Origin of the sequence: Paraburkholderia sp. Clong3 (genome assembly GCF_050436485.1) — a bacterium.
Taxonomy (GTDB): domain Bacteria; phylum Pseudomonadota; class Gammaproteobacteria; order Burkholderiales; family Burkholderiaceae; genus Paraburkholderia; species Paraburkholderia tuberum.
Map to the genome: position 1 here is coordinate 769,143 of NZ_JBNDMH010000002.1, position 24,871 is coordinate 794,013.

17 protein-coding genes and 3 pseudogenes are annotated in these 24,871 nt (G+C 64.9%); 10 read left to right on the forward strand and 10 right to left on the reverse strand.

The window, feature by feature from the left end; genetic code table 11:
• Positions 1-37: 37 nt before the first annotated feature.
• Positions 38-1,132 carry a BMP family ABC transporter substrate-binding protein gene (locus tag OKW30_RS07855; RefSeq protein ID WP_187630398.1) on the forward strand — a complete coding sequence of 365 codons (1,095 nt, stop codon included), beginning with the start codon at positions 38-40 and terminating at the stop codon, positions 1,130-1,132.
• A 109-nt stretch (positions 1,133-1,241) separates the two neighbouring features.
• On the opposite strand, the gene OKW30_RS07860 is transcribed toward OKW30_RS07855, so the two are convergent.
• Positions 1,242-1,451: a dodecin gene (locus tag OKW30_RS07860; protein WP_018435559.1), complete on the reverse strand. Its 210-nt coding sequence runs from the start codon at positions 1,449-1,451 to the stop codon at positions 1,242-1,244.
• A gap of 267 nt (positions 1,452-1,718) precedes the next feature.
• On the opposite strand from OKW30_RS07860, the pseudogene OKW30_RS07865 reads away from it, so the two are divergent.
• From OKW30_RS07865 to OKW30_RS07875, 3 genes and pseudogenes are all read left to right on the forward strand, one after another.
• Positions 1,719-1,820: pseudogene (locus OKW30_RS07865) on the forward strand (NAD(P)-binding domain-containing protein); the annotation flags it as partial.
• A 31-nt stretch (positions 1,821-1,851) separates the two neighbouring features.
• A pseudogene (locus OKW30_RS07870) lies at positions 1,852-1,998 on the forward strand (NAD(P)-dependent oxidoreductase); the annotation flags it as partial.
• A gap of 93 nt (positions 1,999-2,091) precedes the next feature.
• A complete protein-coding gene (locus OKW30_RS07875; protein WP_090800503.1) occupies positions 2,092-3,684 on the forward strand; it encodes an ABC-F family ATPase in 1,593 nt (530 codons plus the stop codon).
• A gap of 107 nt (positions 3,685-3,791) precedes the next feature.
• Here the strand turns inward: OKW30_RS07875 and OKW30_RS07880 are convergent, their stop codons facing one another.
• Both OKW30_RS07880 and OKW30_RS07885 read right to left on the reverse strand, forming a co-directional pair.
• Positions 3,792-3,995, reverse strand: a complete 204-nt coding sequence (locus OKW30_RS07880) for a DUF1289 domain-containing protein (protein ID WP_090800501.1) — start codon at positions 3,993-3,995, stop codon at positions 3,792-3,794.
• Positions 3,996-4,118: 123 nt separating this feature from the next.
• Positions 4,119-4,961 (reverse strand): annotated as a pseudogene (locus OKW30_RS07885) (divalent metal cation transporter); the annotation flags it as partial.
• Between the two features lie 576 nt (positions 4,962-5,537).
• Here OKW30_RS07885 and OKW30_RS07890 point away from each other — a divergent pair.
• The 4 genes from OKW30_RS07890 (at position 5,538) to OKW30_RS07905 (ending at position 9,639) form a co-directional block, all read left to right on the forward strand.
• Complete coding sequence (locus tag OKW30_RS07890) at positions 5,538-6,638, forward strand: polyamine ABC transporter substrate-binding protein (RefSeq protein WP_184066065.1); 1,101 nt, start codon at positions 5,538-5,540, stop codon at positions 6,636-6,638.
• A 90-nt stretch (positions 6,639-6,728) separates the two neighbouring features.
• Positions 6,729-7,895, forward strand: coding sequence for an ABC transporter ATP-binding protein (locus tag OKW30_RS07895; protein WP_184022680.1), 1,167 nt, complete (start codon positions 6,729-6,731; stop codon positions 7,893-7,895).
• Positions 7,892-8,824, forward strand: a complete 933-nt coding sequence (locus tag OKW30_RS07900; RefSeq protein ID WP_184066062.1) for an ABC transporter permease subunit — start codon at positions 7,892-7,894, stop codon at positions 8,822-8,824. Before OKW30_RS07895 ends, OKW30_RS07900 begins: the two co-directional genes overlap by 4 nt.
• Positions 8,821-9,639 (forward strand): ABC transporter permease subunit, encoded by an 819-nt coding sequence (locus tag OKW30_RS07905; RefSeq protein ID WP_184066060.1) that lies wholly within the window; start codon positions 8,821-8,823, stop codon positions 9,637-9,639. Before OKW30_RS07900 ends, OKW30_RS07905 begins: the two co-directional genes overlap by 4 nt.
• A gap of 247 nt (positions 9,640-9,886) precedes the next feature.
• Here the strand turns inward: OKW30_RS07905 and OKW30_RS07910 are convergent, their stop codons facing one another.
• The gene (locus OKW30_RS07910) at positions 9,887-11,377 is read right to left on the reverse strand and encodes a flavin-containing monooxygenase (protein WP_429346426.1); all 1,491 of its coding nucleotides are present in this window, start codon (positions 11,375-11,377) and stop codon (positions 9,887-9,889) included.
• 212 nt (positions 11,378-11,589) lie between these two features.
• Between OKW30_RS07910 and OKW30_RS07915 the strand changes: the two genes are divergently transcribed.
• Positions 11,590-12,258: a TetR family transcriptional regulator gene (locus tag OKW30_RS07915; RefSeq protein ID WP_429346427.1), complete on the forward strand. Its 669-nt coding sequence runs from the start codon at positions 11,590-11,592 to the stop codon at positions 12,256-12,258.
• Between the two features lie 93 nt (positions 12,259-12,351).
• On the opposite strand, the gene OKW30_RS07920 is transcribed toward OKW30_RS07915, so the two are convergent.
• From OKW30_RS07920 to OKW30_RS07930, 3 genes are all read right to left on the reverse strand, one after another.
• A complete protein-coding gene (locus OKW30_RS07920) occupies positions 12,352-13,536 on the reverse strand; it encodes a tetratricopeptide repeat protein (RefSeq protein WP_429346428.1) in 1,185 nt (394 codons plus the stop codon).
• Positions 13,537-13,697: 161 nt separating this feature from the next.
• Entirely contained in the window at positions 13,698-14,378 is a 681-nt protein-coding gene (locus OKW30_RS07925; protein ID WP_187630403.1) for a PspA/IM30 family protein, read from the reverse strand.
• A gap of 478 nt (positions 14,379-14,856) precedes the next feature.
• A complete protein-coding gene (locus tag OKW30_RS07930) occupies positions 14,857-15,519 on the reverse strand; it encodes a hypothetical protein (protein ID WP_429346429.1) in 663 nt (220 codons plus the stop codon).
• A 560-nt stretch (positions 15,520-16,079) separates the two neighbouring features.
• Between OKW30_RS07930 and OKW30_RS07935 the strand changes: the two genes are divergently transcribed.
• Positions 16,080-18,581 carry a penicillin-binding protein 1A gene (locus OKW30_RS07935; protein ID WP_187630406.1) on the forward strand — a complete coding sequence of 834 codons (2,502 nt, stop codon included), beginning with the start codon at positions 16,080-16,082 and terminating at the stop codon, positions 18,579-18,581.
• 419 nt (positions 18,582-19,000) lie between these two features.
• Here OKW30_RS07935 and OKW30_RS07940 read toward each other — a convergent pair whose 3' ends face one another.
• From OKW30_RS07940 to OKW30_RS07950, 3 genes are read right to left on the reverse strand one after another with little or no spacing between them, the layout of a single operon-like run.
• Positions 19,001-20,578 (reverse strand): efflux transporter outer membrane subunit, encoded by a 1,578-nt coding sequence (locus tag OKW30_RS07940; RefSeq protein ID WP_429346430.1) that lies wholly within the window; start codon positions 20,576-20,578, stop codon positions 19,001-19,003.
• A gap of 2 nt (positions 20,579-20,580) precedes the next feature.
• Positions 20,581-23,709 (reverse strand): efflux RND transporter permease subunit, encoded by a 3,129-nt coding sequence (locus OKW30_RS07945; RefSeq protein WP_429346431.1) that lies wholly within the window; start codon positions 23,707-23,709, stop codon positions 20,581-20,583.
• Positions 23,706-24,854: an efflux RND transporter periplasmic adaptor subunit gene (locus OKW30_RS07950; RefSeq protein WP_184066035.1), complete on the reverse strand. Its 1,149-nt coding sequence runs from the start codon at positions 24,852-24,854 to the stop codon at positions 23,706-23,708. The genes OKW30_RS07945 and OKW30_RS07950 overlap by 4 nt, the downstream gene beginning before the upstream one ends.
• Between the last annotated feature and the right edge of the window lie 17 nt (positions 24,855-24,871).

Genomic DNA, 24,871 nt, shown 5'->3' on the forward strand with positions numbered 1-24,871 from the left:
CGCTCAAACTATTCGCTCATTACGACAGGAAAAAAACATGAAGAGAAGAAATCTGCTGACCGCTTTCGCTTGGGGTGCGGCGTCGCTGGCACTTGCGGCGCCGCTCGCGCAAACCGCGCAGGCCGCTGACGTGCCGGGCGTCGCGTTCGTCTATCTCGGCAATCCGGGCGATGCCGGCTGGACCTACGCGCACGATCAGGGCTCGCGGGAAGCCGAAGCGAAGTTCGGCAACAGGATCAAGATCACGCGCGTCGAGAACGTGCCGGAATCGGCCGACTCCGAGCGCGTGTTCCGCGATCTCGCGAACAAGGGCAACAAGATCATCTTCGGCACGAGCTTTGGCTACCAGGACTTCGAGCTGAAGGTCGCGAAGGACTTCCCGGACACCATCTTCCTGCACGCGACCGGCTACAAGAAGGCGCCGAACTTCGGCACCTACGACGTGCGCATGTATCAGGGCGCGTATCTGGCCGGCGTCGCCGCGGGCTACGTGACGAAGAGCAACACGCTCGGCTTCGTCGCGTCGGTGCCGATTCCGGAAGTGGTGCGCAACATCAACGCGTTCACGCTCGGCGCGCGCTCGGTGAATCCGAAGGTGCATACGAAGGTGATCTGGATCAACAGCTGGTTCGATCCGGGCAAGGAAAAGCAGGCCGCCGAAACGCTGATCGGCCAGGGCGCCGACGTGCTGCTGCAGAACACCGATTCGAGCGCGACGCTCGCGACCGCGTCGGAGAAGCACGTGCACGCGTTCGGCTGGGATTCGGACATGAAGAAGTTCGGTCCCGATGCGCATCTCGGCTCGGTCGTCGCGCACTGGGGCGTGTACTACAGCGCGGTGATCCAGCAGGTGCTCGACGGCAAGTGGAAGAACGATCCGGTGTGGTGGGGCATTCCGCAGAAGGCTGTCAACCTCGAGGACCTGAACACGTCGGCGATTCCGGCCGATGGGCAGAAGCAGGTTGCCGCGAAGCGCGACGAACTCGCGAGCGGCAAGCGCGACGTGTTCACGGGCCCGATCAAGGATCAGTCGGGCACGGTGAAGGTGCCTGAAGGCAAGACGCTGACCGATGCGGAACTGCAGCGCCTGAACTGGTACGTGGAGGGTGTCGACGGGTCGCTGCCGAAGTAAATCGGGCGGTCCGTTGTTGAAAAAAAGCTGCGTCCAGCCCCGCCTGGACGCAGCTTTTCTGTTTGCGGCTTGCGCGTATCAGCGGGCAAGCGTGTCGTGCGGTCGCCGCTCAGTCCTCGATGCGCAGGCCGACCTTCAGCGTTACCTGCCAGTACGCGACCTTGCCGTTCTCGATCTGGCCGCGCGTTTCCGTGACCTCGAACCAGTGCAGATTGCGCAGCGTTTCCGACGCTTTGGCAATCGCGGTGGTGATCGCGTCGTCGATCGATTTCTTCGACGAACCGGTCAGTTCGATCTTCTTGTAAACGTGTTCTGACATGAGTTCCTCCTTGGTGTGCGCCGCTGGTCAGTAAAACGCTGCTCGGAAACGTGCATGGAAAAAAGTATAGGCAACGGTTCGCGCAGTCCGACGGACATATGCGTCCTCGCCAGCGCAATCGCCTGCGCGGCGGACCAGACGTCGCCGCTCGAACCATCGATACCGCACATCGCATGCCCGGTATCGCGCGACTTAAGCGCCTGGCGCGGTCGCTATCATCCGTACGCAACATAAGCCATTCAATCTGATAACCGACGAGGTTCGAACGTGGAAACTGGTTTTTGCGGCCCCGGCCTGATGGGCGCGCCGATGATCCGGCACCTGCTGCGCGCGGGTCATAGCGTGCATGTGTGGAACCGCACGCGCGCGGTCGAGCAGATCGTGTTCGGCCCGGCGGGGGAGCGCCTACGAGACCGGCACGCCGATGCCGGTCGCGTCGACGGTCCAGCAATTGCTGCGACTGGGTGCGGCAATGGGGCTCGCCGACGCGGATTTCTCGGCCTTCATCGACATTCTGCAGACGCCGCGCGGCGGCTCGAGCGGGTGACGCGGGCCGCGCCGGAACAACTGTCCGGTTGAAAACTCCAAACCTGCTAAAATATTGGGTTTTTCGCCGATATCACATTCAAAGGGACGCGCTGTGCTGTCTACTGCCAATATCACCATGCAATTCGGGCCGAAGCCCCTCTTCGAGAACATTTCGGTCAAATTTGGGGGAGGGAATCGCTATGGCCTGATCGGTGCGAACGGCTGCGGTAAATCCACCTTCATGAAGATTCTCGGTTCGGATCTCGAGCCCAGCTCGGGCAACGTGATGCTCGAGCCGAATGTGCGTCTGGGCAAGCTGCGCCAGGACCAGTTCGCGTACGAAGACGTGCGCGTGCTCGACGTCGTGATGATGGGCCACGCCGAAATGTGGGCCGCGATGACCGAGCGCGACGCGATCTACGCGAACCCCGACGCGACCGACGACGACTACATGCACGCGGCCGAGCTCGAAGCGAAGTTCGCCGAGTACGACGGCTACACGGCCGAAGCGCGCGCGGGCGAGCTGCTGCTCGGCATCGGCATTGCGATCGAAGACCACAACGGCCCGATGAGCAACGTGGCGCCCGGCTGGAAGCTGCGCGTGCTGCTCGCGCAGGCGCTGTTCTCGAAGCCGGACGTGCTGCTGCTGGATGAGCCGACCAACAACCTCGACATCAACTCGATCCGTTGGCTGGAAGATGTTCTCAACCAGTACAACTCGACGATGATCATCATCTCGCACGACCGGCACTTCCTGAACCAGGTCTGCACCCACATGGCCGACATGGACTACGGCACGCTGAAGGTCTATCCGGGCAACTACGACGACTACATGCTCGCCAGCACGCAGGCGCGCGAGCGTCAGCAGGCCGCCAACGCGAAGGCGAAGGAGCGCGTGGCCGATCTGCAGGACTTCGTGCGCCGCTTCTCGGCGAACAAGTCGAAGGCGCGCCAGGCCACCAGCCGTCTGAAGATGATCGACAAGATCAAGATCGAGGAATTCAAGCCGTCGTCGCGGCAGAACCCGTTCATCCGCTTCGAGTTCGAGAAGAAGCTGCACAACATCGCGGTGGTCGCCGACAGCATCTCCAAGAAATACGAGCGCTCGATCTTCAATAACTTCAGCATCAGCGTGCAGCCGGGCGAGCGCATCGCGATCATCGGCGAGAACGGCGCGGGCAAGACCACGCTGCTGCGCTCGTTGCTCGGCAATCTGCAACTCGACCACGGCACGGTGAAGTGGGCGGAAAACGCCAACGTCGGCTACATGCCGCAAGACACGTACGAAGAGTTTCCGGGCGACGTCACGCTGATGGACTGGATCGACCAGTACCGCAAGGAAGGCGACGACGAGCAGATGGTGCGCGGCACGCTCGGCCGGCTGCTGTTCAATGCGGACGACATCCGCAAGTCGGTCAAGGTGCTGTCGGGCGGCGAGAAGGGCCGCATGATCTGGGGCAAGCTGATGCTGGGCCGCCACAACGTGCTGCTGATGGACGAGCCGACCAACCACATGGATATGGAGTCGATCGAGTCGCTGCAGATCGCGCTCGACAAGTTCGACGGCACGCTGATTTTCGTCTCCCACGACCGCGAGTTCGTGAGCGGCCTCGCGAACCGGATCATCGAAGTGAAGACCAATGGCACGCTGAACGACTTCGGTGGCAACTATGAGGACTTCCTGACGAGTCAAGGCGTGCAATAAGCGCTTCGGTTCACGCTGATCGAATCGCGTCACAGCAAAAAGCCCGCTTCGTCGAAGCGGGCTTTTTTTATGGTCGCGTCAACGTGCGATGCGCGCAACGAACACGCTCACACCTTGTCGTTCTGAAACCGCATCGCCGTGCCTTCCCGTTCGATCCGAGTCCAGATCGCGCGCTTTTCCTCGTCGCTCAGAAACACCCAGTTCGACACTTCGGTGGCGGTGCGGCCGCAGCCTTTACAGACCTCGTCGAAGAGCGTGGAGCAGACACCGATGCACGGGCTGTCGGGAAGATCGTGGAGATTCGAAGTCATCGGAAACCTTGAGGCGGGGAGGCGAAGTCCCGCTATGTTAACCGATGCGCGCCGTGCGCCTTGCATGCGTCGCTCAGCGTCGTGCGAACTTCATGTCAATTGCGCTGACCTTTGCGTCTGCGATCACGCCGAAGTCGCCAGTTGCCACATCAGCGCGCCATTGAGCGCAATGATGCACGCCGCCGACAGCCATGACAGCACGAGCGGCACGCCGTGCACGCGCCAGCCGCGCATCAGCGCCGCATCGGACGCGCAGCGGATCAGCGGCACGACCGCGAGCGGCAATTGCAGGCTCAGCACGACCTGGCTCGCGACCAGCAACTGATTCGAGCCATGCTGGCCGAACACGCCCACCGCGAGCAGGGCCGGCCCGATCGCGAGCGCACGCGTGAGCAGCGCGCGTTTCCAGCGCGGTAACCGCAGCCGCAGGAAGCCCTCCATCACCGTCTGACCGGCCAGCGTGCCCGTGACGGTCGCGCTGAGTCCGCACGCGAGCAGCGCCGTCGCGAACAGGATGCCGGCCCAGCGGCTGCCGACGAGCGGCGCGATCAGCCGATGCGCATCGGCCAGATCGGTCACGTCGCGATGACCGCTGGCATAGAACACGGCCGCCGCGACGATCAGCAGCGCCGCGTTGATCACGAACGCGAACGCAAGCGAGCCGAAAGTATCGAGATTGACGACGTGCAGCGCGGCTTTGATCTGCGCGTCGCTGCTGTCGGGCGCGTGATGCTTGACCAGCGCCGAATGCAGATACAGGTTGTGCGGCATGACCGTCGCGCCGACGATGCCGGCCGCTAGCCACAGCATGCCCGCGCTTCTGATCAGCTCCAGGCTCGGCGCGGTGCCGGCGAGCGCCGCGTGCCAGTCGGGCCGCGCGAGCGCGAGCTGCACGACGAAGCACAGGCCGACGAAGCCGATCAGCGAGGCGATCACCGCCTCCAGCCTGCGGCCGCCTTTCTGCTCCGGCAGGCGCCGGCGCCGGTCGGGACGCATCGCGAAAGGATTGGTGTTCATCGTGCCAGAGCTTGTGGGAAACGCATCCCGTTGCAAGTCAAATGCCGATCGCACGCGCGCAGCGGCTGGCCGGCCGTCGCGCGACGACGTCGCGCAATACGCATCAAAAGATCATGATAGGAGCATTCGTGGCGGCGCCGCGGCGCATGAAAGGCGCGCCGGACGCCGACGCGGCTCTGCACCGGCAAGCACCGTCCGGCACTCGCGCGCGCCAGAGCGGCGCACCGCCCAGGTGCGAGCCAACGCCGAGCTGACAACCAGATAACAGCGACGCGATGAAACCCTCGCAGCCTGTGCCCAGCGCGGATAAAGCGCGGCCGACGACCGCGTATTTTTCGGTAGACACGGGCCGATAACCCGTTAAAATTTCGGCCATTTTGCAAGGGTGCGGCCAGAGCCTGTACCGTTTGCGCGACAGCTCCGGGTTTTTTTTTGTGCGGGCAATAATTGGTGGTAGTTTTCGGGGTTTTCAGGGGACCGTGCGGGCGACGGCGCGGCTTGAGTGACGAGAGATCGGAGAACGGGATGAACAAGCGGATAGTGGGGCATATGGCGGCGCTGATCTTGTGCGCGGCGCCGTGGTTGACGGCCGCTGCGAAGGATACGCAGCTCAACGTGTATAACTGGTCCGACTACATCGCGAAGGACACGATACCGAACTTCACCAAACAGACCGGCATCCAGGTCAAGTACGACAACTACGACAGCGACGACACGCTGCAGGCGAAGCTGCTCACCGGTCACTCGGGCTACGACATCGTCGTGCCGACCAGCAACTACGCGGGCAAGCAGATCGCCGCGGGCATCTTCGAGCCGCTCGACAAATCGAAGCTGCCGAACCTGAAGTACCTCGACCCGTCGCTGATGGCGCTCGTCGCCGGCGCCGATCCGGGCAACAAGTACGTGGTGCCCTGGGCGTACGGCACGACCGGCCTCGGCTACAACGTGACGAAGGTCCAGCAGATCCTCGGCAAGGACGCGCCGCTCGATAGCTGGGACATCCTGTTCAAGCCGGAAAACATCTCGAAGCTCAAGGCCTGCGGCGTGTCGGTGCTCGACGCGCCGGACCAGATGTTCGCAGCCGCGCTGCACTACATAGGCAAAGACCCGATGAGCACGAACCCGGCCGACTACCGCGCCGCGCTCGCGATGCTGAAAAAGATCCGCCCGTACATCACGCAGTTCAACTCGTCGGGCTACATCAACGACCTCGTCGGCGGCGACATCTGCTTCGCGTACGGCTGGTCGGGCGACGTCGTGATCGCCAAGCATCGCGCGATCGAGGCGAACAAGCCGTACAAGATCGAGTACTTCGTGCCGAAGGGCGGCGCGCCGGTGTGGTTCGACGTGATGGCGATTCCGAAGGATGCGAAGCACAAGGAAGCCGCGCTCGAGTGGATCAACTACATCGAGACGCCGCAGGTGAACGCCGCGATCACCAACGCCGTGTACTACCCGAGCGTCAATATGGAAGCGCGCAAGTACGTGGACAAGGACGTCGCGAACGATCCGGCCGTGTACCCGTCGCCGGAAACCATCAAGACGCTGTTCCTGTTGAAACCGCTGCCGCAGGAAATCCAGCGGCTGCAAACGCGACTGTGGACCGAGTTCAAGTCCGGCCGCTAAGCGCGCCAACAAACAGATAAGCAGCCTATGAAGCCCTCGGTGTTCACCGGGGGCTTTGTTCGTCAAACGCCGGAGTGAAGCAGCATTATGATGAGTAGTGACCAGCCGGGCGCGCTGGCCGGGACGGCCGTGCCGTCGACGGGCTCGAACGCCGTGACGGGCGACGCAGCGGAGCAGTTCATCCAGATCGTCGATGTCGTGAAGAAGTTCGGCGAGACCGTCGCGGTCAAAGGGGTCAATCTGACGGTGAAGAAGGGCGAGCTGTTCGCGCTGCTCGGCAGCTCGGGCTGCGGCAAGTCGACCCTCCTGCGCATGATGGCCGGGCTCGAAACCGTGACATCGGGCAAGATCCTGATCGATGGCGAAGATCTCGCGCAACTGCCGCCGTATCGCCGGCCGGTCAACATGATGTTCCAGTCGTACGCGCTCTTTCCGCACATGACTGTCGAGGCCAACGTGGCGTTCGGCCTCAAGCAGGAAGGTGTGCCGAAGGCCGAGCTGAAAGATCGCCTGCACAACGCGCTCGAACTCGTGCAGATGGGCCGCTTCGCGAAGCGCAAGCCGCATCAGCTGTCGGGCGGGCAGCAGCAGCGCGTTGCGCTCGCGCGCTCGCTCGTCAAGCGGCCGAAGCTGCTGCTGCTCGATGAGCCGATGTCGGCGCTCGACAAGCAGATCCGCCAACGCACGCAGATCGAGCTCGTCAACATTCTCGACCAGGTCGGCGTCACCTGCATGATGGTCACGCACGATCAGGAGGAAGCGATGACGATGGCCAACCGCCTCGCCGTGATGAGCGAAGGCCAGATCGTGCAGCTCGGCACGCCGCATGAAGTCTACGAGTACCCGAACAGCCGTTTCTCGGCGGAATTCATCGGCTCGACCAATCTGTTCGAAGGCCGCACGGTCGAGGACGAGCCCGATCACGTGTTCATCGAAACGCCGGATCTGACGTGCCATTTGCACGTCAATCACGGCATCACCGGTCCGCTCGGCATGCCGGTGACGATCTCGGTGCGCCCCGAACGCATCGCCCTCACGCGTAAGCCGCCGGAGGGCGCCTACAACTGGGGCAGGGGCGTCGTCACGAATATCGCGTACATGGGCGGCTATTCGCTGTATCACGTGAAGCTCGACGGCGGCAAGACCGTGATCGCGAACGTGACGAGCCTGGCGCTCACCGAAATCGATCCGCCATCCTGGGGCGACGAAGTCTACGTGCGCTGGAGCGCATCGGCCGGCGTGGTGCTGACGTCATGAAAGAGGCGCTTTCGTCGTTTTTCGCGTGGCCCATGCGGCGTCTGAAGTTCAGGGGACGCACCGCGGTGGTGGCGGGGCCGTTCATCTGGCTGCTGCTGTTTTTCCTCGTGCCGTTCCTGCTGGTCGTGAAGATCAGCTTCGCCGATTCGCAGCTCGGCATTCCGCCGTACACGCAGCTCGTCACCTTCGCGGAAGGCGCGCTGCACATCACGCTCGATCTGTCGCACTACGCGTTTCTGTTGACCGACAGCCTGTACTTCGCGACCTATGTGAATTCGGTCGTGGTCGCGGCGATTTCGACCGTGCTGTGTCTGCTGATCGGCTATCCGATGGCGTACTACATCGCGCGCTCCAATCCGGCCACCCGCAATCTGCTGATGATGGCCGTGATGCTGCCATTCTGGACCTCGTTCCTGATCCGCGTGTACGCATGGATCGGCATTCTGAAGAACAACGGGCTGCTGAATAACTTCCTGATGTCGGTCGGCCTGATCCATTCGCCGATCGAGCTGTATCACACGAACACGGCGGTCTATATCGGCATGGTCTATTCGTACCTGCCGTTTCTCGTGATGCCGCTGTACGCGCATCTCGTGAAAATGGACCTGACCTTGCTCGAAGCCGCCTACGACCTCGGCGCGAAGCCGTGGAAGGCGTTCTGGCAGATCACGCTGCCGCTGTCGAAGAACGGCATCATCGCCGGCTGTCTGCTGGTGTTCATTCCGGCAGTCGGCGAGTACGTGATTCCTGAGCTGCTCGGCGGCGCGAACACGCTGATGATCGGCCGCGTGATGTGGAATGAGTTCTTCGACAACGCCGACTGGCCGATGGCGTCCGCCGTCACATGCGCGATGGTGTTGCTGCTGCTGGTGCCGATGGCGCTGTTCCAGCATGCGCAGGCGAAGGCATTGGAGGAGGGCCGCCAATGAAGCCGAATCGCATGCTGCAGCTGATCGCTCTGGGCATAGGCTTTCTGTTTCTGTATATCCCGATCGTCAGCCTCGTCGTGTATTCGTTCAACGAATCGCAACTGGTGACGGTGTGGACGCGCTTCTCGACGCGCTGGTACGCGGCGCTGTTGCAGGACGGCGAGCTGATCACGGCGGCGTGGCTGTCGCTGCGTATCGGCCTGCTCACGGCGTTCGCGTCGGTGATCATCGGCACGTGGGCCGGCTTCGTGCTCGCGCGCATGGGGCGCTTTCGCGGCTTCACGCTGTACACCGGCATGATCAACGCGCCGCTGGTGATCCCCGAAGTGATTCAGGGCATCTCGCTGTTGCTGCTGTTCATCGAAATGGCGCGCTGGATCGGCTGGCCGGCCGAACGCGGCATCTTCACGATCTGGATCGGTCACGTGATGCTGTGTATTTCGTACGTCGCGATCATCGTGCAATCGCGCGTGCGCGAACTGCATCCGTCGCTCGAGGAAGCCGCGCTCGACCTCGGCGCGACACCGCTGCGCGTGTTCTTCTTCGTCACGCTGCCGCTGATTTCACAGGCGCTGGTGGCGGGCTGGCTGCTGTCGTTCACGCTGTCGATCGACGACGTGGTGCTGTCCGCGTTCCTGTCGGGTCCCGGCTCGACGACCTTGCCGCTTGTCGTGTTCTCGCGCGTGCGACTTGGTCTGAACCCGGAGATGAATGCGCTCGCGACGCTGTTCATCGCGGTCGTCACGGTCGGCGTCGTCGCGGCGAATTTCTTCATGCAGCGCGCGGAGCGCAGGCGGGCCGTGATGGCGGTTTGAGCTTGCGCGACGCGCGGGCATCGCGCACCACGCGTGATCGAACTGGAAATCGCGGCCCTCACTTCTTCTGACGATAGCGATGATCGAGTCCCTTCTGCGCGTGCTGGACTGGCAGCCGCTCTATCGGCTGTGGGAACTGATCGTGATCATCGTGAAGTTTCTATGGGAGCTGTTGCAGTTGCTGGGCGGTGGCGGGTAACGAATGCGCCGGCCCATGCCCGCGGCGCCGGATTGCCATTGTGCGGACTCAGCGCGCGAAGCGGTAATCCTGCGGCCGCACGCGGCGCGTACGCTTGCGAAAGCTGAACGTGAAGCCGGGCCAGATCGCGGTGACTTTGCCGCTCTGCGTCTGATACCAGCTGTGGCAGCCGCTCGTCCACACCGCGTGCCGCATCTCCTGTTGCAAACGCGTGTTGAAATCGCGCTGCACGTCGGCGCGCAAGGTCATCGTGCGCGCATTCTGTTTGCGCAGCACGCGCAGGCAATCGCCGATATATCGCAGTTGCGACTCGATCATGTAGATCATCGAGTTATGGCCGAGCCCCGTGTTCGGGCCGACGATCATGAAGAAGTTCGGGAAGTTCGCGATGCTCGTGCCGAGATAGGCCTCGGGGCCATCGCGCAGCCATAGCGTGCTGAGGTCGGTGCCGTCGAGGCCGGTCACTTCGAACGGCGCGGGCACGTCGTTGACCTGGAAGCCGGTGCCGCAGATGATCGCGTCCGCGTGGTGGTGCACGCCGTCGTCGGTCACGATGCCATCCGCGACGATCTCGCGGATACCGCTCGTCACGACGTCGACGTTCGGCTGACAGACGGCCGGGTAATAGTCGCTCGACAGCAGCACGCGCTTGCAGCCGAGCCGGTAGTTCGGCGTGAGCTTCGCGCGCAGCGCCGGGTCCTTGACGCGTCGCTGCAGATAGCTGAGACCGAACTTCATCGGCATCTTCATCAGCTTCGGATTGACGACGAACGCGATCCCACGCGACTCGAGCTGCCAATAGATCGCGCTGCGAACGAAGCGCTGCGTGAACGGCAGCGTACGGAACAGCCATTGCGCGCGCAGGCCGATCGGCTTGTCGCGCTTCGGCATCACCCACGGCGCGGTGCGCTGGAACAGAGCCAGATGCGCGACGCGCGGCTGGATTTTCGGCACGAACTGGATCGCGCTCGCGCCCGTGCCGATTACCGCGACGCGTTTGCCGTCGAGCGGATAGGCATGATCCCAGCGCGCCGAATGGAACAGCTTGCCCTCGAAACGTTCGATGCCGGCGATGCGCGGCAGCGCGGGACGCGACAGCGGACCGTTCGCGGCGATCAGCACGTCGGCCTCGACGATTTCGCGCGCGCCGTTCGTGTCGAGCTCGACGAGCCAGATCTGCCGCGCTTGGTCGAAGCGCGCGGCGCTCACTTTCGCATTGCAACGCACGTAGCGATCGACGCCGTACTTGTGCGCGCAGTGCCGCAGATACGCGAGAATTTCGGCCTGGCTGCTGAACGAGCGCGACCACGCCGGATTCGCCTCGAACGAGAACGAGTAGAGATGCGAGGGGACATCGCAGGCCGCGCCGGGGTAGGTATTGTCACGCCACGTGCCGCCGATGCCGCTCGCGGCCTCATAGACCGTAAACGACGTGATGCCCATTTGCTGCAGACGGATGGCCATGCCGATGCCGGCAAAGCCACTGCCGACGATCGCAATGCGCAGCGCGGTGGATGAAGCTGAAGGGGCGGGCGTCACGGCGGTCTCCGGCACGGGGCGAAAGCGGCGGGTGAAACGATAGCGGCTACGGCGCGCTGGACTCGCGCGGCGCGACGGGCAGGGGCGAAATCGCGCGTCTACAGCTGTCTACACACGGCTTAACGCGCAGGGTAGACAACTGTACACATCGCGTCAAGATCGTTTAGAGTGCAGCTATTAAACGCGCATACCGCGCGACGATTGAACGCACGATGACGACCGTCCCCGAAGCAGCGTCCGTCGCCGGCCCGGAGTTGCCGCCCGGCAAGCGCAAACTGATCGAAGCCGCGCTGCGGTTGACCGCCGGCGGCCGCAGTTTCGCGAGCCTCGGCTTGCGCGAGCTCGCACGCGAGGCGGGGCTCAATCCGAACACGTTCTACCGCCATTTCAGCGCGCTCGACGAGCTTGCGCATGAAGCCGTCGCCTCGGTGAGCCGACGGCTTCGGCCGATGCTGCGGCGCGAGCGCTGGCTCGCCGCGCACGACGAACCGCACAGCGTGCCGCGGCGCGCGTGCGTCGCGTTTTTCGCGTTCGCGCTCGCGAACCGCGAGGCGTTCCTGAGCGCGCTGGCCGAATACCACGGCACGTCGCCGGCTTTGCGCGAAGCGGTGCGCGCGAACCTGCACGAGGTGTCGGCGGAGATGGCGGACGACGTCGTGCAGCTCGAATTGATGCCGCGACTCGCGCGCGAGACCGTCGACGAAGTCTGCACGCAGATCGTGCTGCAACTGTTTCATCTATCCGCTGAATACATCGATGCGAACGGCGCGCGCCGCGACGCATTGATCGATTACGCGGAACGTTTCATCGTGCGGCTGTTTGCGGGGGCGGTCGTGCTCGCGCAGCACGAGGGTAGCCAGGCGGAGTCGGCGCGGGCCTGACTTGAACGAAGGCGGTACACAAAACCGGCAGACAAAAAACAGGCTCCGCGAAGGAGCCTGTCTTTTCATTCGACGCGGATCGATCGGGTTCGATCAGGTATCGGTCCAACCGCCGGAATCGTCGTTGCTGCCCATGTCGATGCCGCCGCCGCTGCCGTCATCGTTCCAGTCGTTCGAACCCTGACCGAAGTCGAGGCCGCCGCCGTTTCCGCCGTCGTTGCCGCCCCGGCGCAGTTCGTCGGGGTCGACGACCACGTCGCGCTCGACTACGCGGTCACGCCCATGACTGAGCGCCTCGCCAAGCAGCACGCCGGTCAGCAGGCCGCCCATGCCGCCACCCATGCCACCGCCTTGCTGCACGATGACCTGCGGCTGCTGCTGATAGGGACCCTGTTGCGGATAAGGCGGTTGCGGGTTGCCGAAGCGCTCGGCCTCCTGCGCGTACGTCGATTGCTGAGCGCTGCCCACGGACGCGGCGGTCGGATCGGGCCGGCCGTCGGCGCGCGCGCGCAGGCTCGCAATGCGCTGCTCGAACTCGTCGAGTGCATAGGGCGGCAGCGGATTCTTGCCGTTCGACAGCGTTTCGACGGCGCCGCGCAACTGCTCTTCGGTCGCTTCGACGTCTTTCTCGAGCAACTCGTGACCCGGCGCGGTGGATAGCTTCACGTCGAGCTTGATCGAACGCACCGCGTTGAGCATGTCGGTGGCGCGCTTCAATTGCGCGCGGCGGTCCTCGTCGGCGCGCGTGTCTTCCTGGCTGCGCGCGCGGCGCAAGGTCCAGCGCAGCACGAGCGCGATCACCGCGATCAGAACAATGATACCGATCCACATACCCACCCCCGGACCATGCCGTTGTTGCGCTTGCGACATCATCGCCGACTGTTGCTGCACAGCAGGCGCATTCTGCTGCGCGAACGGATTCGCGGCGTGACGGGTGACGTTGCCGCCCGCGCGTTCCGCGTCGCGGCGCAGGCGCGCTTCGGTTTGCGCGAAGCGGCTCGGGTCGGTGAAGCGGATCTGCGGATCGAGCGTCTTTGCCTGTTGGAGCTGCGCGAGCGCCTCGGCGGAACGGCCTTCGCGATCGAGCACCTGGGCGTACAGATAGTGCGCGTGTGCGTTGTTCGGATGCGCTTGCAACACTTCGGTGAGGCCGGCGTCGGCCTGCTGCCAGTTGCCCTGCGACATCGCCGATTCGATTTGCTGGGCGCTCGGCACCGCGAACGCCGCGGCCGACACGAGCAGCAGCGAAGCGAAGGCGGTTGCGAAAAGTTTTTTCATTTGCGGACCGGGCGGGGCGCGCCCGTCTCCATCAGTCGATTGCGGTGGCCGCCTGTGGCGGCCGGTATGCCGGTGCGTTCAGAAGCGAGCGCACCGGCATGTACTGCTACTGCTGTCATTGCTGCGTGTACTTGCTGCGAGGAAGTACACGCATCCGGCATTTACTGCGCCGGCGTATTGAGCTGCTTCTTCAGCGCTTCGAGCCGATCATCGACGGACGGGCCGCGGTTCAGATCCGCGAGCTTGTCGTCGAGCGCCTTGCCGCTTTTCTCGTCGGCGGAGTTCAGACGTGCGTCGGAACGCGCGTTCGACAGCGCGACTTTATCTTCGAGCTTCTGGAAATCCTCGGACAGGTTCGTGCCGCCGATGCCGCCGAGTGCGGTGGCCGCGGTATCTTTCGCCTGCGCGATCTGCTGCTTGGCTTGCAGGATGTTCGAGCGCGCGTTCAGGTCGTTGCGGCGCGTGCGCATGTCCTCGATCTGGCTCTTCAGTTGCGCGACCGACGGCTCCAGCGAAGTCAGTTCTTTGGTCAGCGCATCGCGTTCGGCTTCGGCCGTGGCCTGCGCACCGAGCGCTTCACGCGCGAGCGCTTCGTCGCCGGACTGCAGCGCACGGCGAGCACCGTCTTCATACTTCTTCGCCTTGTCCGCGGCAACATCGCGTTTGCTTTGCTGGGTGGCGACCTGCGCCTGAATCTCGATCAGCGAGTTTTCGGCCTTGCCGATGCTGTCGTCGAGTTCGCGCACGATCTGGCGCGAGTCGCGCGACGGATCCTGCACCGAATCGGCCGCATCGTTCAAAAGACCTTTGAGCGTGCGCGAAATGCTGTCAAAAAGCGACATGAAAACCTCCAGAGAATGTGAGCGGCGCCGACGATGCGTGCGCGCCTGACTGCCTTGAACTACTGCTACTTTACGCCGCCGTGCGCCATGCTGCGCAACGTTCGGACCGGAGTTCGGGGCGCACTTGCCAATTGCAATAGCGCGGTCCGTTTTTGTTGAGGCGCAATGCCGGTTGAGGATTGCCTCGATGATGGAAAGCCGCGATGGGCATGGACTTGACGGCGGATCATGGACTTGACGGCGGATATTACACCACCGGCTGTCTTAAAGATGGCTTAATCGATGCGGCTTCCCGAAGGCTCGAAGGATGCGCGAAAAGCCGCTGTTTGCGGGTGTGGGCGGGCGTTACCGAGCGGCGTTTCACGCAGGTGTCACTGATGTAACGATATGCAACGGGGACTCGTTGCGTACGCTCGCCTGCTCGCTCGGATGCAGTGATTGCGGCTCGATGCGCAGTAATTTTCCGTCACGCTTTGCGTCACGCGAAACGGCCGCCTTCGGCGCTCGGATCGCTGTGCGGTTCGTCGTCGGAGTCCTGGTCGTTGGGGCGGCGCTTGAGTGAGTTGCGCAGACGCGCCGACGTGCCGGGCAGCCGTTTCGACGCGGCGTTGTCGATTGCGTCCGCTTCGGCGTTTTCCGCATTTTCGGCGGCTCGTGCTGCCGTCAGACGCGCGACGGCTTCGGCGGTGGCCGCGGCCTGTTCGTCCTGCTCGGCGGCGAGCGCGGCGGCGACGCCCGCCGGAAGCAGCGGGGCGGGGGCATCCACAGCGTCGGTCACGGGAGCGGGGCGACCGGCTTGCTGCATCGAGGGCGAATCCACGGCCTCGGCCGCGCCGGCAGCCGCCGGAGCCGCCGCGTCTTTCTCATCCGCTTGCAGCGCTACCGGCAGCGCGGCGCGCGCATAGCGCGTACCGCGCGCGACGCGCTGCAGCGCCGCGTTCAGCGGATCGGGCGCGCGCGGCGCGCGCAGCCGGTCGACGATGCTCGCGGCCTTGACCTGTTCGCTGGTCGCGCCGAAGCTCAGCACCGCGCGCCGCATCAGTTCACTCACGCTGATGCCCAGATCCTCGGCAGTCGCGGTGATCGCACGTTTCTGCGCGGTCGTGACGAATACGACGATGCGCTCACTGGGCTTGGACATGATCGACTCGCAGTCTTGTTAGCATGGGCGGCTCGGCGCGTGCCTTCGGATACGGTGTCGGAACCCGTCATCGGAACTGCCGTTGGATCCCGCCGTTGGGGTCCCCGTCACGCGCATCGAGGGACGCGCGCGGGGTTCATCATATGACGAGTTGCGCCGCCACGGAACAAGCGCGGTGCGAAAATCCCGTGGCATCAATGAGTTGTAGTGTTTGCGGCCGGTTTGTCCACAGCCCTTTCAACAGAAAATGTTGATAACCCCGCATAAGCTGCGCGTCGCGCGCACGCTGCAATGCGCGCTGCGCGAAATTACAGACCCTTACCAAGGAAAAGGCGGCCGGCAAAGGGAATTCTTACAAAAAAACTGCCTTGGACCGCCGCCGATTTCTTTAAAATGCGCTGTTACGTTGCGCCGGACATGGTCCGAGGCGTGCCGTGCGGCCGGCCGGGGGCAAGGTCCGCAGGGCGGCGTACGTCCCGGCCAGGATGTCGAACACGACCCATGCGCACGCCGCGAGCGCGTGCAGACAGGCGCGCAGTTGCGGGCCCATTATTCCAGTCATGCCAATCATCAAACGACCGCATTCCTCGAACTCTCCGGCCGGTGAAGACCGGGACTCCCACCAACGCACCCCTGGACGCAATGCCGCCTCGCGCGAGCCCGAGCGCGGCCGTCGTTCGATCGGCGCGTCGCTCGTGCTGTGGTGCTTCGGCCTGATCGCGACCGTCGCCGTGGTCGGGGCGCTGATCGTCGGCTATGCGCTCGTCGTGATGGGGCCGCAATTGCCGTCGCTCGACGCGCTGACCGACTATCGCCCAAAAGTGCCGCTGCGCGTCTACACCGCCGATCACGTGCTGATCGGCGAATTCGGCGAGGAGCGGCGCAGCCTCGTGCGCTTCCAGGACATCCCCGACCAGATGAAAAAAGCGGTGCTCGCGATCGAGGACTACCGCTTTTACGAACACGGCGGCGTCGACTTCGTCGGCATCCTGCGCGCCGGTTTCGCCGACCTTGCGCATGGTGGCGCGTCGCAGGGCGCGAGCACGATCACGATGCAGGTCGCGCGCAACTTCTTCCTCTCCAGCGAGAAGACGTACACGCGCAAGATCTACGAGATGCTGCTCGCGTACAAGATCGAGCGCGCGCTGACCAAAGACCAGATCCTCGAGCTGTACATGAATCAGATCTATCTGGGCGAGCGCGCGTACGGCTTCGCCGCGGCCGCGCGCGTGTACTTCGGCAAGGACCTGAAGGACCTCACGCTGGCCCAGGCCGCGATGCTCGCGGGCCTGCCGAAGGCGCCGTCCGCGTATAACCCGGTCGTCAATCCGAAGCGCGCGAAGATCCGTCAGGAGTACATCCTGCGACGCATGCTCGAGCTGAACTACATCACGCAGCAGCAGTACGACCAGGCCGTGAAGGAAGAGATTCACACGAAGAATCCGGGCAACGAGTACAGCGTGCACGCCGAGTACGTCGCCGAAATGGTGCGGCAGATGATGTACGCGCAGTACAAGGACGAAACCTATACGCGCGGCCTGAACGTGACCACCACGATCGATTCCGCCGATCAGGACGCCGCGTATCGCGCGGTGCGCAAGGGTGTGATGGACTACGAGCGGCGCCACGGCTATCGCGGACCGGAAGGCTTCGTGCAGTTGCCCGAGGCGGGCGACGACCGCGACCAGACGATCGACGACGCGCTGACCGATCACCCGGACAACGGCGAGATCATCGCCGGCGTGGTGACGGACGCGAGCGCGAAGCAGGTGGCCGCGCAACTGGTCGACGGCACCCAGGTGACGGTGTCGGGCGACGGCCTGCGCTTCGTCGCCGCGGCGCTGAGCCCGCGCGCGAACGCGACGCTGCGCATCAAGCCGGGTTCGATCGTGCGCCTCGTCGCCGACGACAAGGGCAACTGGCAGATCACGCAGTTGCCGCAGGTCGAGGGCGCGCTCGTGTCGCTGACGCCGCAGGACGGCGCGATCCGCGCGCTGATCGGCGGTTTCGACTTCAACAAGAACAAGTTCAACCATGTAACGCAAGCGTGGCGGCAGCCGGGTTCGAGCTTCAAGCCGTTCATTTATTCGGCGGCGCTCGACAAGGGGCTCGCACCGGCGACGATCATCAACGACGCGCCGCTGTACTTCCCGCCGAGCACGCCGGGCGGCGACGCGTGGGAGCCGAAGGACGACGACCAGCCTGATGGTCCGATGTCGATGCGCCTCGCGCTGCAGAAGTCGAAGAACCTCGTGTCGATCCGCATCCTGTCGTTCATCGGCACCAGGTACGCGCAGGACTTCGTCACGCAGCGCTTCGGCTTCGACGCCGACAAGACCCCGCCGTATCTGCCGATGGCGCTGGGCGCGGGCCTCGTCACGCCGCTGCAGTCGGCGGGCGCGTACTCGGTGTTCGCGAACGGCGGCTACCGGATCAATCCGTATCTGATCAACGAAGTGACCGACGCGCGTGGCGTGGCGATCTCGCGCGCGCAGCCGCTCGTCGCTGGGCACGACGCGCCGCGCACGCTCGAGCCGCGTAACGCATACATCATGAACAGCCTGTTGCACTCGGTCGCGACCGCGGGTACGGGCGCGGGCACCAACGTGTTGAAGCGCTCGGACCTGCAGGGCAAGACCGGTACGACCAACGACGCGAAGGACGGCTGGTTCGCCGGCTATCAGCAGTCGCTGGTGGCGGTCGCGTGGATGGGCTACGACCAGCCGAAGAGTCTCGGCAGCCGCGAATTCGGCGCGCAGCTCGCGCTGCCGATCTGGGTCGAGTACATGCAGCGCGCGCTGCGCGGTGTGCCACAGGCCGAGCCGCAGCAACCCGACGGTGTGACGGTGATGAACGGCGAGCTGTTCTTTACCGACAAGTTGCCGGGGCAAGGCTTCGTCGCGAGCATCGGTCTCGATTCGGGCAATCCGATGGCCGGCGCGACCGATGCGGTGGGCGGGGTCGGCCCGGCGGGCATGACGCCGCCGGTGGTGCCGCCGCCGAGCGTGTCGACGACCGAGAAGAAGCAGATCATGGATCTGTTCGAGTCGAACAAGCCTTGATGTCTCGGATGGCGGGTGCGCGGGGGGCCGCGGATTCTTAAGCGATACGGGCACCGGCCCGCTCTCGCCGCATACCGTCATGTCAGCGGCGAAACACCTCGACGCGAGGCACATCGTCGGAAAAAGCGGACTGAAGTGCCCACTCGTCGTAGCGTTTCGCGCCGGCAAGATGTTCCGATAACTTCATGGTCAGATCATGCCAGGCTGATGCATCGATCTGATAGCACGATTCAGTGATCGATAAACACCGTTGAGGCGCTGCAGAGCACGTGTACTGCGGCTTGCTTCTGATTCGTTTCGCACCGTACAAACAAATCGTATTAGGTTCAATGCGTTAGCCCGTTGCTCAGACAGTTTTCAACAGGTTCATCAACACGAACTGGGGATAAGTGCGCCGCGTTCCGTACGGAATCCGAGATTTAGTTGGATGTCACCGTGTTCGTCGTCCCAACCGATGCAGGCGCAGAAGCCGAAGTCGCCGCAGCCGATGATGCGCCTGCCTGATCAACCGGCGGGTTCCCCATCGCCTGAAACAACGCCGCCGTATCCGTCAGCCGCGCGCTCATATAGCGGATCTCATCGAGGTGCGCGTTGCGCCATTGCTGCTCGCTCGAACGCGTCGCGGCGACGGGCAGCGCGCCGAGCCGATAGCGCGCCGAGGTCTCGTTGAACACACCCTGTGCCGAACGCGCGGCGACGTTCGCGGCGTCGAGCGACTGCGCGTCGTGCTCGAGTGAGGCGAGCGTGTCGGCGACGTTCTGAAACGCGGCCAGCACAGTCTGTTTGTACTGCGACACGCTCGCTTCGTACGTGTGCTGCGCCGCGCGGCGCTGCGCGAGCAGCGCGCCGCCATGAAACAGCGGTTGCGACAGCGACGCGCCGATGCTCCAGATCGCCCCCGCACCGGACATCGCGACCGGCCAGCTAAACCCGCCTTGTCCCATCGATGCCGACAGCGACAGACTCGGGAACATCTGCGCGGTGGCGACGCCGACATCGGTCGCAGCGGCCTTCAGCGCGGCGTCGGCGGCCTCGATGTCAGGCCGCGTGCGCAGCAGCTCCGACGGCACGACGACCGGGACCTTCTCCGGCACATGCAACTGCGCGAGATCGATGTCGTCCGGCGCGGCATCGGGCGTGCGGCCGAGCAGCACCGCGAGCGCGTGACGCGTCGTGAGCCACTGCTGCTTCAGCGCCGGTAGACTTGCCGACACGCTCGCCGCGCTCTGCTGCGCGTTCAGCAGATCGGCATGCGATACCGCACCGAGCGCGAAGCGCCGCTCGGTATCGCGTGCCTGATCATCGGCGAGGACCACGAGCCGCTCGGTCGTGTCGATCTGAGCATGCAGCGCGGCGCTCGTGATCGTCGCGGTCACGATGTTCGCGGCGAGCGCGCGCCGCGCCGCCTCGAGCTGGAAGACCTGCACGTTCACGCGCGCGGCGAGTGCCGCGTTCGCGAGACGCGCGGCGCCGAACAGATCGAACGTGTAGTGCGCCTGCAACTGACCGACGAACACGTTGTACAGAAACGTGTTCGGTCCGATCTCGGGGATCGCGAGCGCGCGATTGCGGGTGACCTGGCCGCCGGCGTCGATGGTCGGCAGCAGCGAGCTGCCGACCTGCGCGCGCAATTGCTCGCGCGCGGCGGCGAGGCTGCGGTCGGTCGCGTCGAGCGTCGGACTATTGCGCAGGCCTTCGTCGACGAGCGCGTTCAGCGCATCCGAGCGGTACAGCTTCCACCATTCGGGCACCGGCTGCGCGCCGGTCACGAACTGCTGGGTGACGCCCTGCGCGGGCACGGTTTGCGTCGGTAGCGGCTCGGCACCGTAGTGCGCGGGCTGCGGCATCGCGGGCGCGTCGCCGTTCGGTCCGAACGAGCAGGCGCCGAGCATGCAGGTGATGCTGGCGATGCTGGTGGCAAGCGTGGTACGGGCCAGCGCGTCGAAGCGCGCGCGGCGGTGGCGGGAGAGGGCAGGAATAGTCGTGCTTGTGCTCATGCTCAGTTACCCGTGTGCGTGGCGCCGGCACCGGACGGCGTCTGCGGCTCGCGCTCGTCGGCGCGTACGCGGAACGACGCGGCGTACAACGCGGGCAGATAGAACAGCGTGAGGATCGTCGCGCTCGTGATGCCGCCCATCAGCGCGCTCGCCATCGGCCCGAAGAAGTTCGAGCGCAGCAGCGGGATCAGCGCGAGCACGGCGGCCGCGGCGGTCAGCGTGATCGGCCGGAACCGCCGCACGGTCGCGCCGACGATCGCATCGAAGCGCTTGTGCCCCGACGCAATGTCCTGCTCGATCTGATCGACGAGAATCACCGAGTTGCGCATGATGATGCCGAACATCGCGATCACGCCGAGCATCGCGACGAAGCCGAACGGCTGGCCGAACAGCAGCAAGGTGAGCACGACGCCGATCAGGCCGAGCGGCGCGGTCAGGACGACCATCAGCACGCGCGCGAAGCTTTGCAGTTGGATCATCAGCAGCGTGAGCACCGCGATCACCATGATCGGAATCTGCGCGTTGATCGAGGTTTGACCCTTGGCGCTTTCCTCGACGGAGCCACCGATCTCGATCCGGTAGCCGACCGGCAGCGTCGCGCGGATCGGCGCGAGCGCGCGGTCCACCGCGTGCGTGACGTCGATGCCTTGCGCGCCGGCCGACACGTCCGACTGCACGGTGATGGTCGGCTGACGGTTGCGTTCCCAGATCACGCCGAATTCGAGGTCGTTGCGCAGATGTCCGAGCGTGCCGAGCGGCACCGGGCCGTTGGGCGTCGGCATCGCGAGCGTGGTCAGCCGCGACGGGTCGACGCGTTCGGCGCGCGGCGCGCGCAGATCGACGCTGATCAGCTTGTCGCGCTCGCGATACTGCGTGACCGTGTAGCCGGACATCGTCATCGCGAGGAAGCTGGCGATGTCTTCGGACGTCACGCCGAGCTCGCGCGCGCGTTTCTGGTCGATCTCGAAGCGCACCGAGCGCTCGGCGGGTTCGTCCCAGTCGAACTGCACGTTGCGCGTGCCGCGATTGGCGCGCATCGTCGCGGCGACGCGTTCGGCGATCGAGCGCACGGTCGCGATGTCGTCGCCGCTCACGCGGAACTGCACCGGATAGCCGACCGGCGGCCCGTTCTCGAGGCGCGACAGGCGCGTGCGGATCGCCGGAAAGTTGTTGAGCAACTCCGGTTCGAGCCACTGCGCGAGCTTCTCGCGATCCTTGACCGACTTCGCGGTGATCACGAACTGTGCGAAGTTCGGCTGCTGCAATTGCTGATCGAGCGGCAGATAGAAGCGCGGCGCGCCGGTGCCGACGAAGCTGACTGAGTGATCGATTTCAGGCCGCCCTTTGAGAACCTGTTCGAGGCGCTGCGCCTGGCGCAGCGTTGCATCGAACGACGCGCCTTCGGGCAGCCGCACATCGACCAGCAACTCCGGCCGGTCCGAGCTCGGGAAAAACTGCTGCGGCACGAGCGAGAAGCCGGCCATCGCGAGCACGAACAGCAGCACGGTGATCGCGAGCACGACGAAGCGCCGCTCGATGCACCAGCCGATCCAGCCGCGCAAGCGCGTGTAAAAGCGCGTGTCGTAGATGTCATGTTCGTGATCGTCAGGCTCGTGCGTATGGCGCTTGCGCTCGGGCAGCATGTGATAGCCGAGCAGCGGAATCAGCACGACCGCCGCGAGCCACGACGCGATCAGCGCGATCGCCGACACCTCGAAGATCGAGCGCGTGTACTCGCCGGTGCTCGACTTCGCGAGCGCGATCGGCAGGAAGCCGGATACGGTGACGAGCGTGCCGGTCAGCATCGGAAACGCGGTGCTGGTGTACGCGAAGGCCGCGGCGCGCGTGCGGTTCCAGCCTTGCTCGAGCTTCACCGACATCATTTCGACCGCGATGATCGCATCGTCGACGAGCAGGCCGAGCGCGAGCACGAGTGTGCCGAGCGATACCTTGTGCAGGCCGATATCGAACAGGTACATGCACAGCGCGGTGACCGCGAGCACCACCGGAATCGAGATCACGACCACCATGCCGGTGCGCACGCCGAGCGACACGAGGCTCACGATCAGCACGATCGCGACCGCTTCGGCGACCGCTTCGAGGAAGTCGTTGACCGAGCGCGCGACCGCGTGCGGCATGCTCGATACTTCGACGAGATTCAATCCGGCGGGCAGCGCGGCGCGCAGTTGGGTCATCTGCTGATCGAGCGCGCGGCCGAGGCGGATCACGTCGCCGCCCGGCTGCATCGTCACGCCGATACCGAGCACGGGTTTGCCGCCGAAGCGCATCTGCGTGACGACCGGGTCGTCGTAGCCGCGCTTGATCGTCGCGATGTCGCCGAGACGGAGCGTGCGGTTGTTGATGCGGATCAGCGTGTCGGCGAGCGCGCCCACGTCGTTGAACTGGCCGCTCGGGCGCACGAACACGCGGTCGTCCGTGGTGGTCAGCGTACCCGCGGGAGCGATCGTGTTCTGCGCGTTGATCGCCTGCCCAAGCTGTTGTGGCGAGATGCCGAGACGCGTCAACTGCGTGTTCGCGATCTCGATGTAGATGTGCTGATCGGGATCGCCGAAATAGTCGACCTTGCCGACGCCCGGCACGCGCAGCAGCACCGAGCGTAGCTGGTCCGCGTAATCGTGCAGTTGCGCGGCGGAAAAGCCGTCGCCTTCGAGCGTGTAGATGTTGGTGTAGACGTCGCCGAATTCGTCGTTGAAGAACGGGCCCTGGATGTCCGGCGGCAAGGTCGACGCGATGTCGCCGACTTTCTTGCGCACCTGGTACCACGTCTCGGGCACCTGGCTCACCGGCGCCGAGTCCTTCATCGTGAAGAAGATCAGCGATTCGCCGGGACGCGAGTAGCTGCGCACGAAATCGATGTACGGCGTTTCCTGCAGCTTGCGGCCGATGCGATCGGTCAACTGCTCCTGCACCTGGCGCGCGGTGGCGCCCGGCCAGAACGTGCGGATCACCATCACGCGGAACGTGAAGGGCGGGTCTTCGGACTGCGCGAGGCGCGTGTAGGCGAGGATGCCGAACGCGGTGGCGAGCGCGATCAGGAATACGACCAGCGCCTGATGACGCAGCGCCCACGCGGACAGATTGAAGCGTCCTTCTTCGTGCGACGTGCTCATGAAGCGAAGTCCTCGGGATGCAGCGGCGCGATCGCGCGGACTTTCTGGCCGGCGCTCACGGTGTGCACGCCCTGCAGCACGACGCTTTCGCCATCTTTCAGGCCATCGCTGACGACGAACGTGCGCTCGTAGTAGCGCGTGACGGTTACGCGACGCAGTTCGAGCGTGTTGTCCGCGGCGCGCACGACCCACACGGCCGGTTCGCGCCCCTCGTGAAACAGCGCGGTGACCGGCAGCGTGAACACGCCGTGCTGCGCGGCCGCCGCGGCGAGCGGCACGGCCGGCGTGACGTCGGCGGTCATGCCGAGGCGCACGTCGGCGCCGGCATCGAGCAGGGTCAGACGCGCGCGCCAGGTGCGGCTCTGCGGATCGGCGGCCGGCGACAGCTCGCGCACGCGTGCGCCGAGCTTGCGGCCCGGCAGCGCGGCGAGCGTGACGCTCGCGTTCTGGCCGACCGCGAATGCGGCGAGCGCGCTTTCGGGCACGTCGCACAGCACGTCGACGTCGCCGCTCCACGCGAGGTTGTAGACGGCCTGACCCGCCGACACGTTCTGGCCCGTGTCCGCCTGTTCAGCCGTGATGACGCCCGCATGACCGGCGACGAGCGTCGTGTACTGCAGCTGGTTCTTCGCGAGTGCCGCCTGCTGCTGCGCCTGATCGCGCTGCGCGAGCGCGGACGCGTAGGCGTTGGTGGTCTGTTCGAGCTGCGCGGGCGCGATCAGGTTTTCTTTGGCCTGCGCCCTGTCGCGTTCGAGCTGCTGCTGCGCGTAGACGAGGTTGTGCTGCGCGGCGTCGAGCTGCGCCTGCGTGCTCGCGGCGTTTTTCTGCGCATCGGCCGGGTCGAGCAGCGCGACGACTTCGCCGCTTTTCACCGTGTCGCCGAGCCGTACCCGCCGCTCGATGATCTTGCCGGCGACGCGGAACGACAGCGGCGTCGAATAGCGCGCCTGCACTTCGCCGGGCAGCGACGCCGCCTGCAGCGCGTGGCCGTCCGCATGCACGGCGAGCGCGACCACCGGGCGCGGCGCGGGCGCCGCGGCTTCCTTCTTCGAGCAGGCCGCAAGCGCGAGCACGCCTGCCAGCGCCAGCGCGCAGGTCTGCCTGGAGAAACCGCGGTGAGAGGATGGGGGAGATTGCTGGCGCATCGCTGACGATGCGGGAG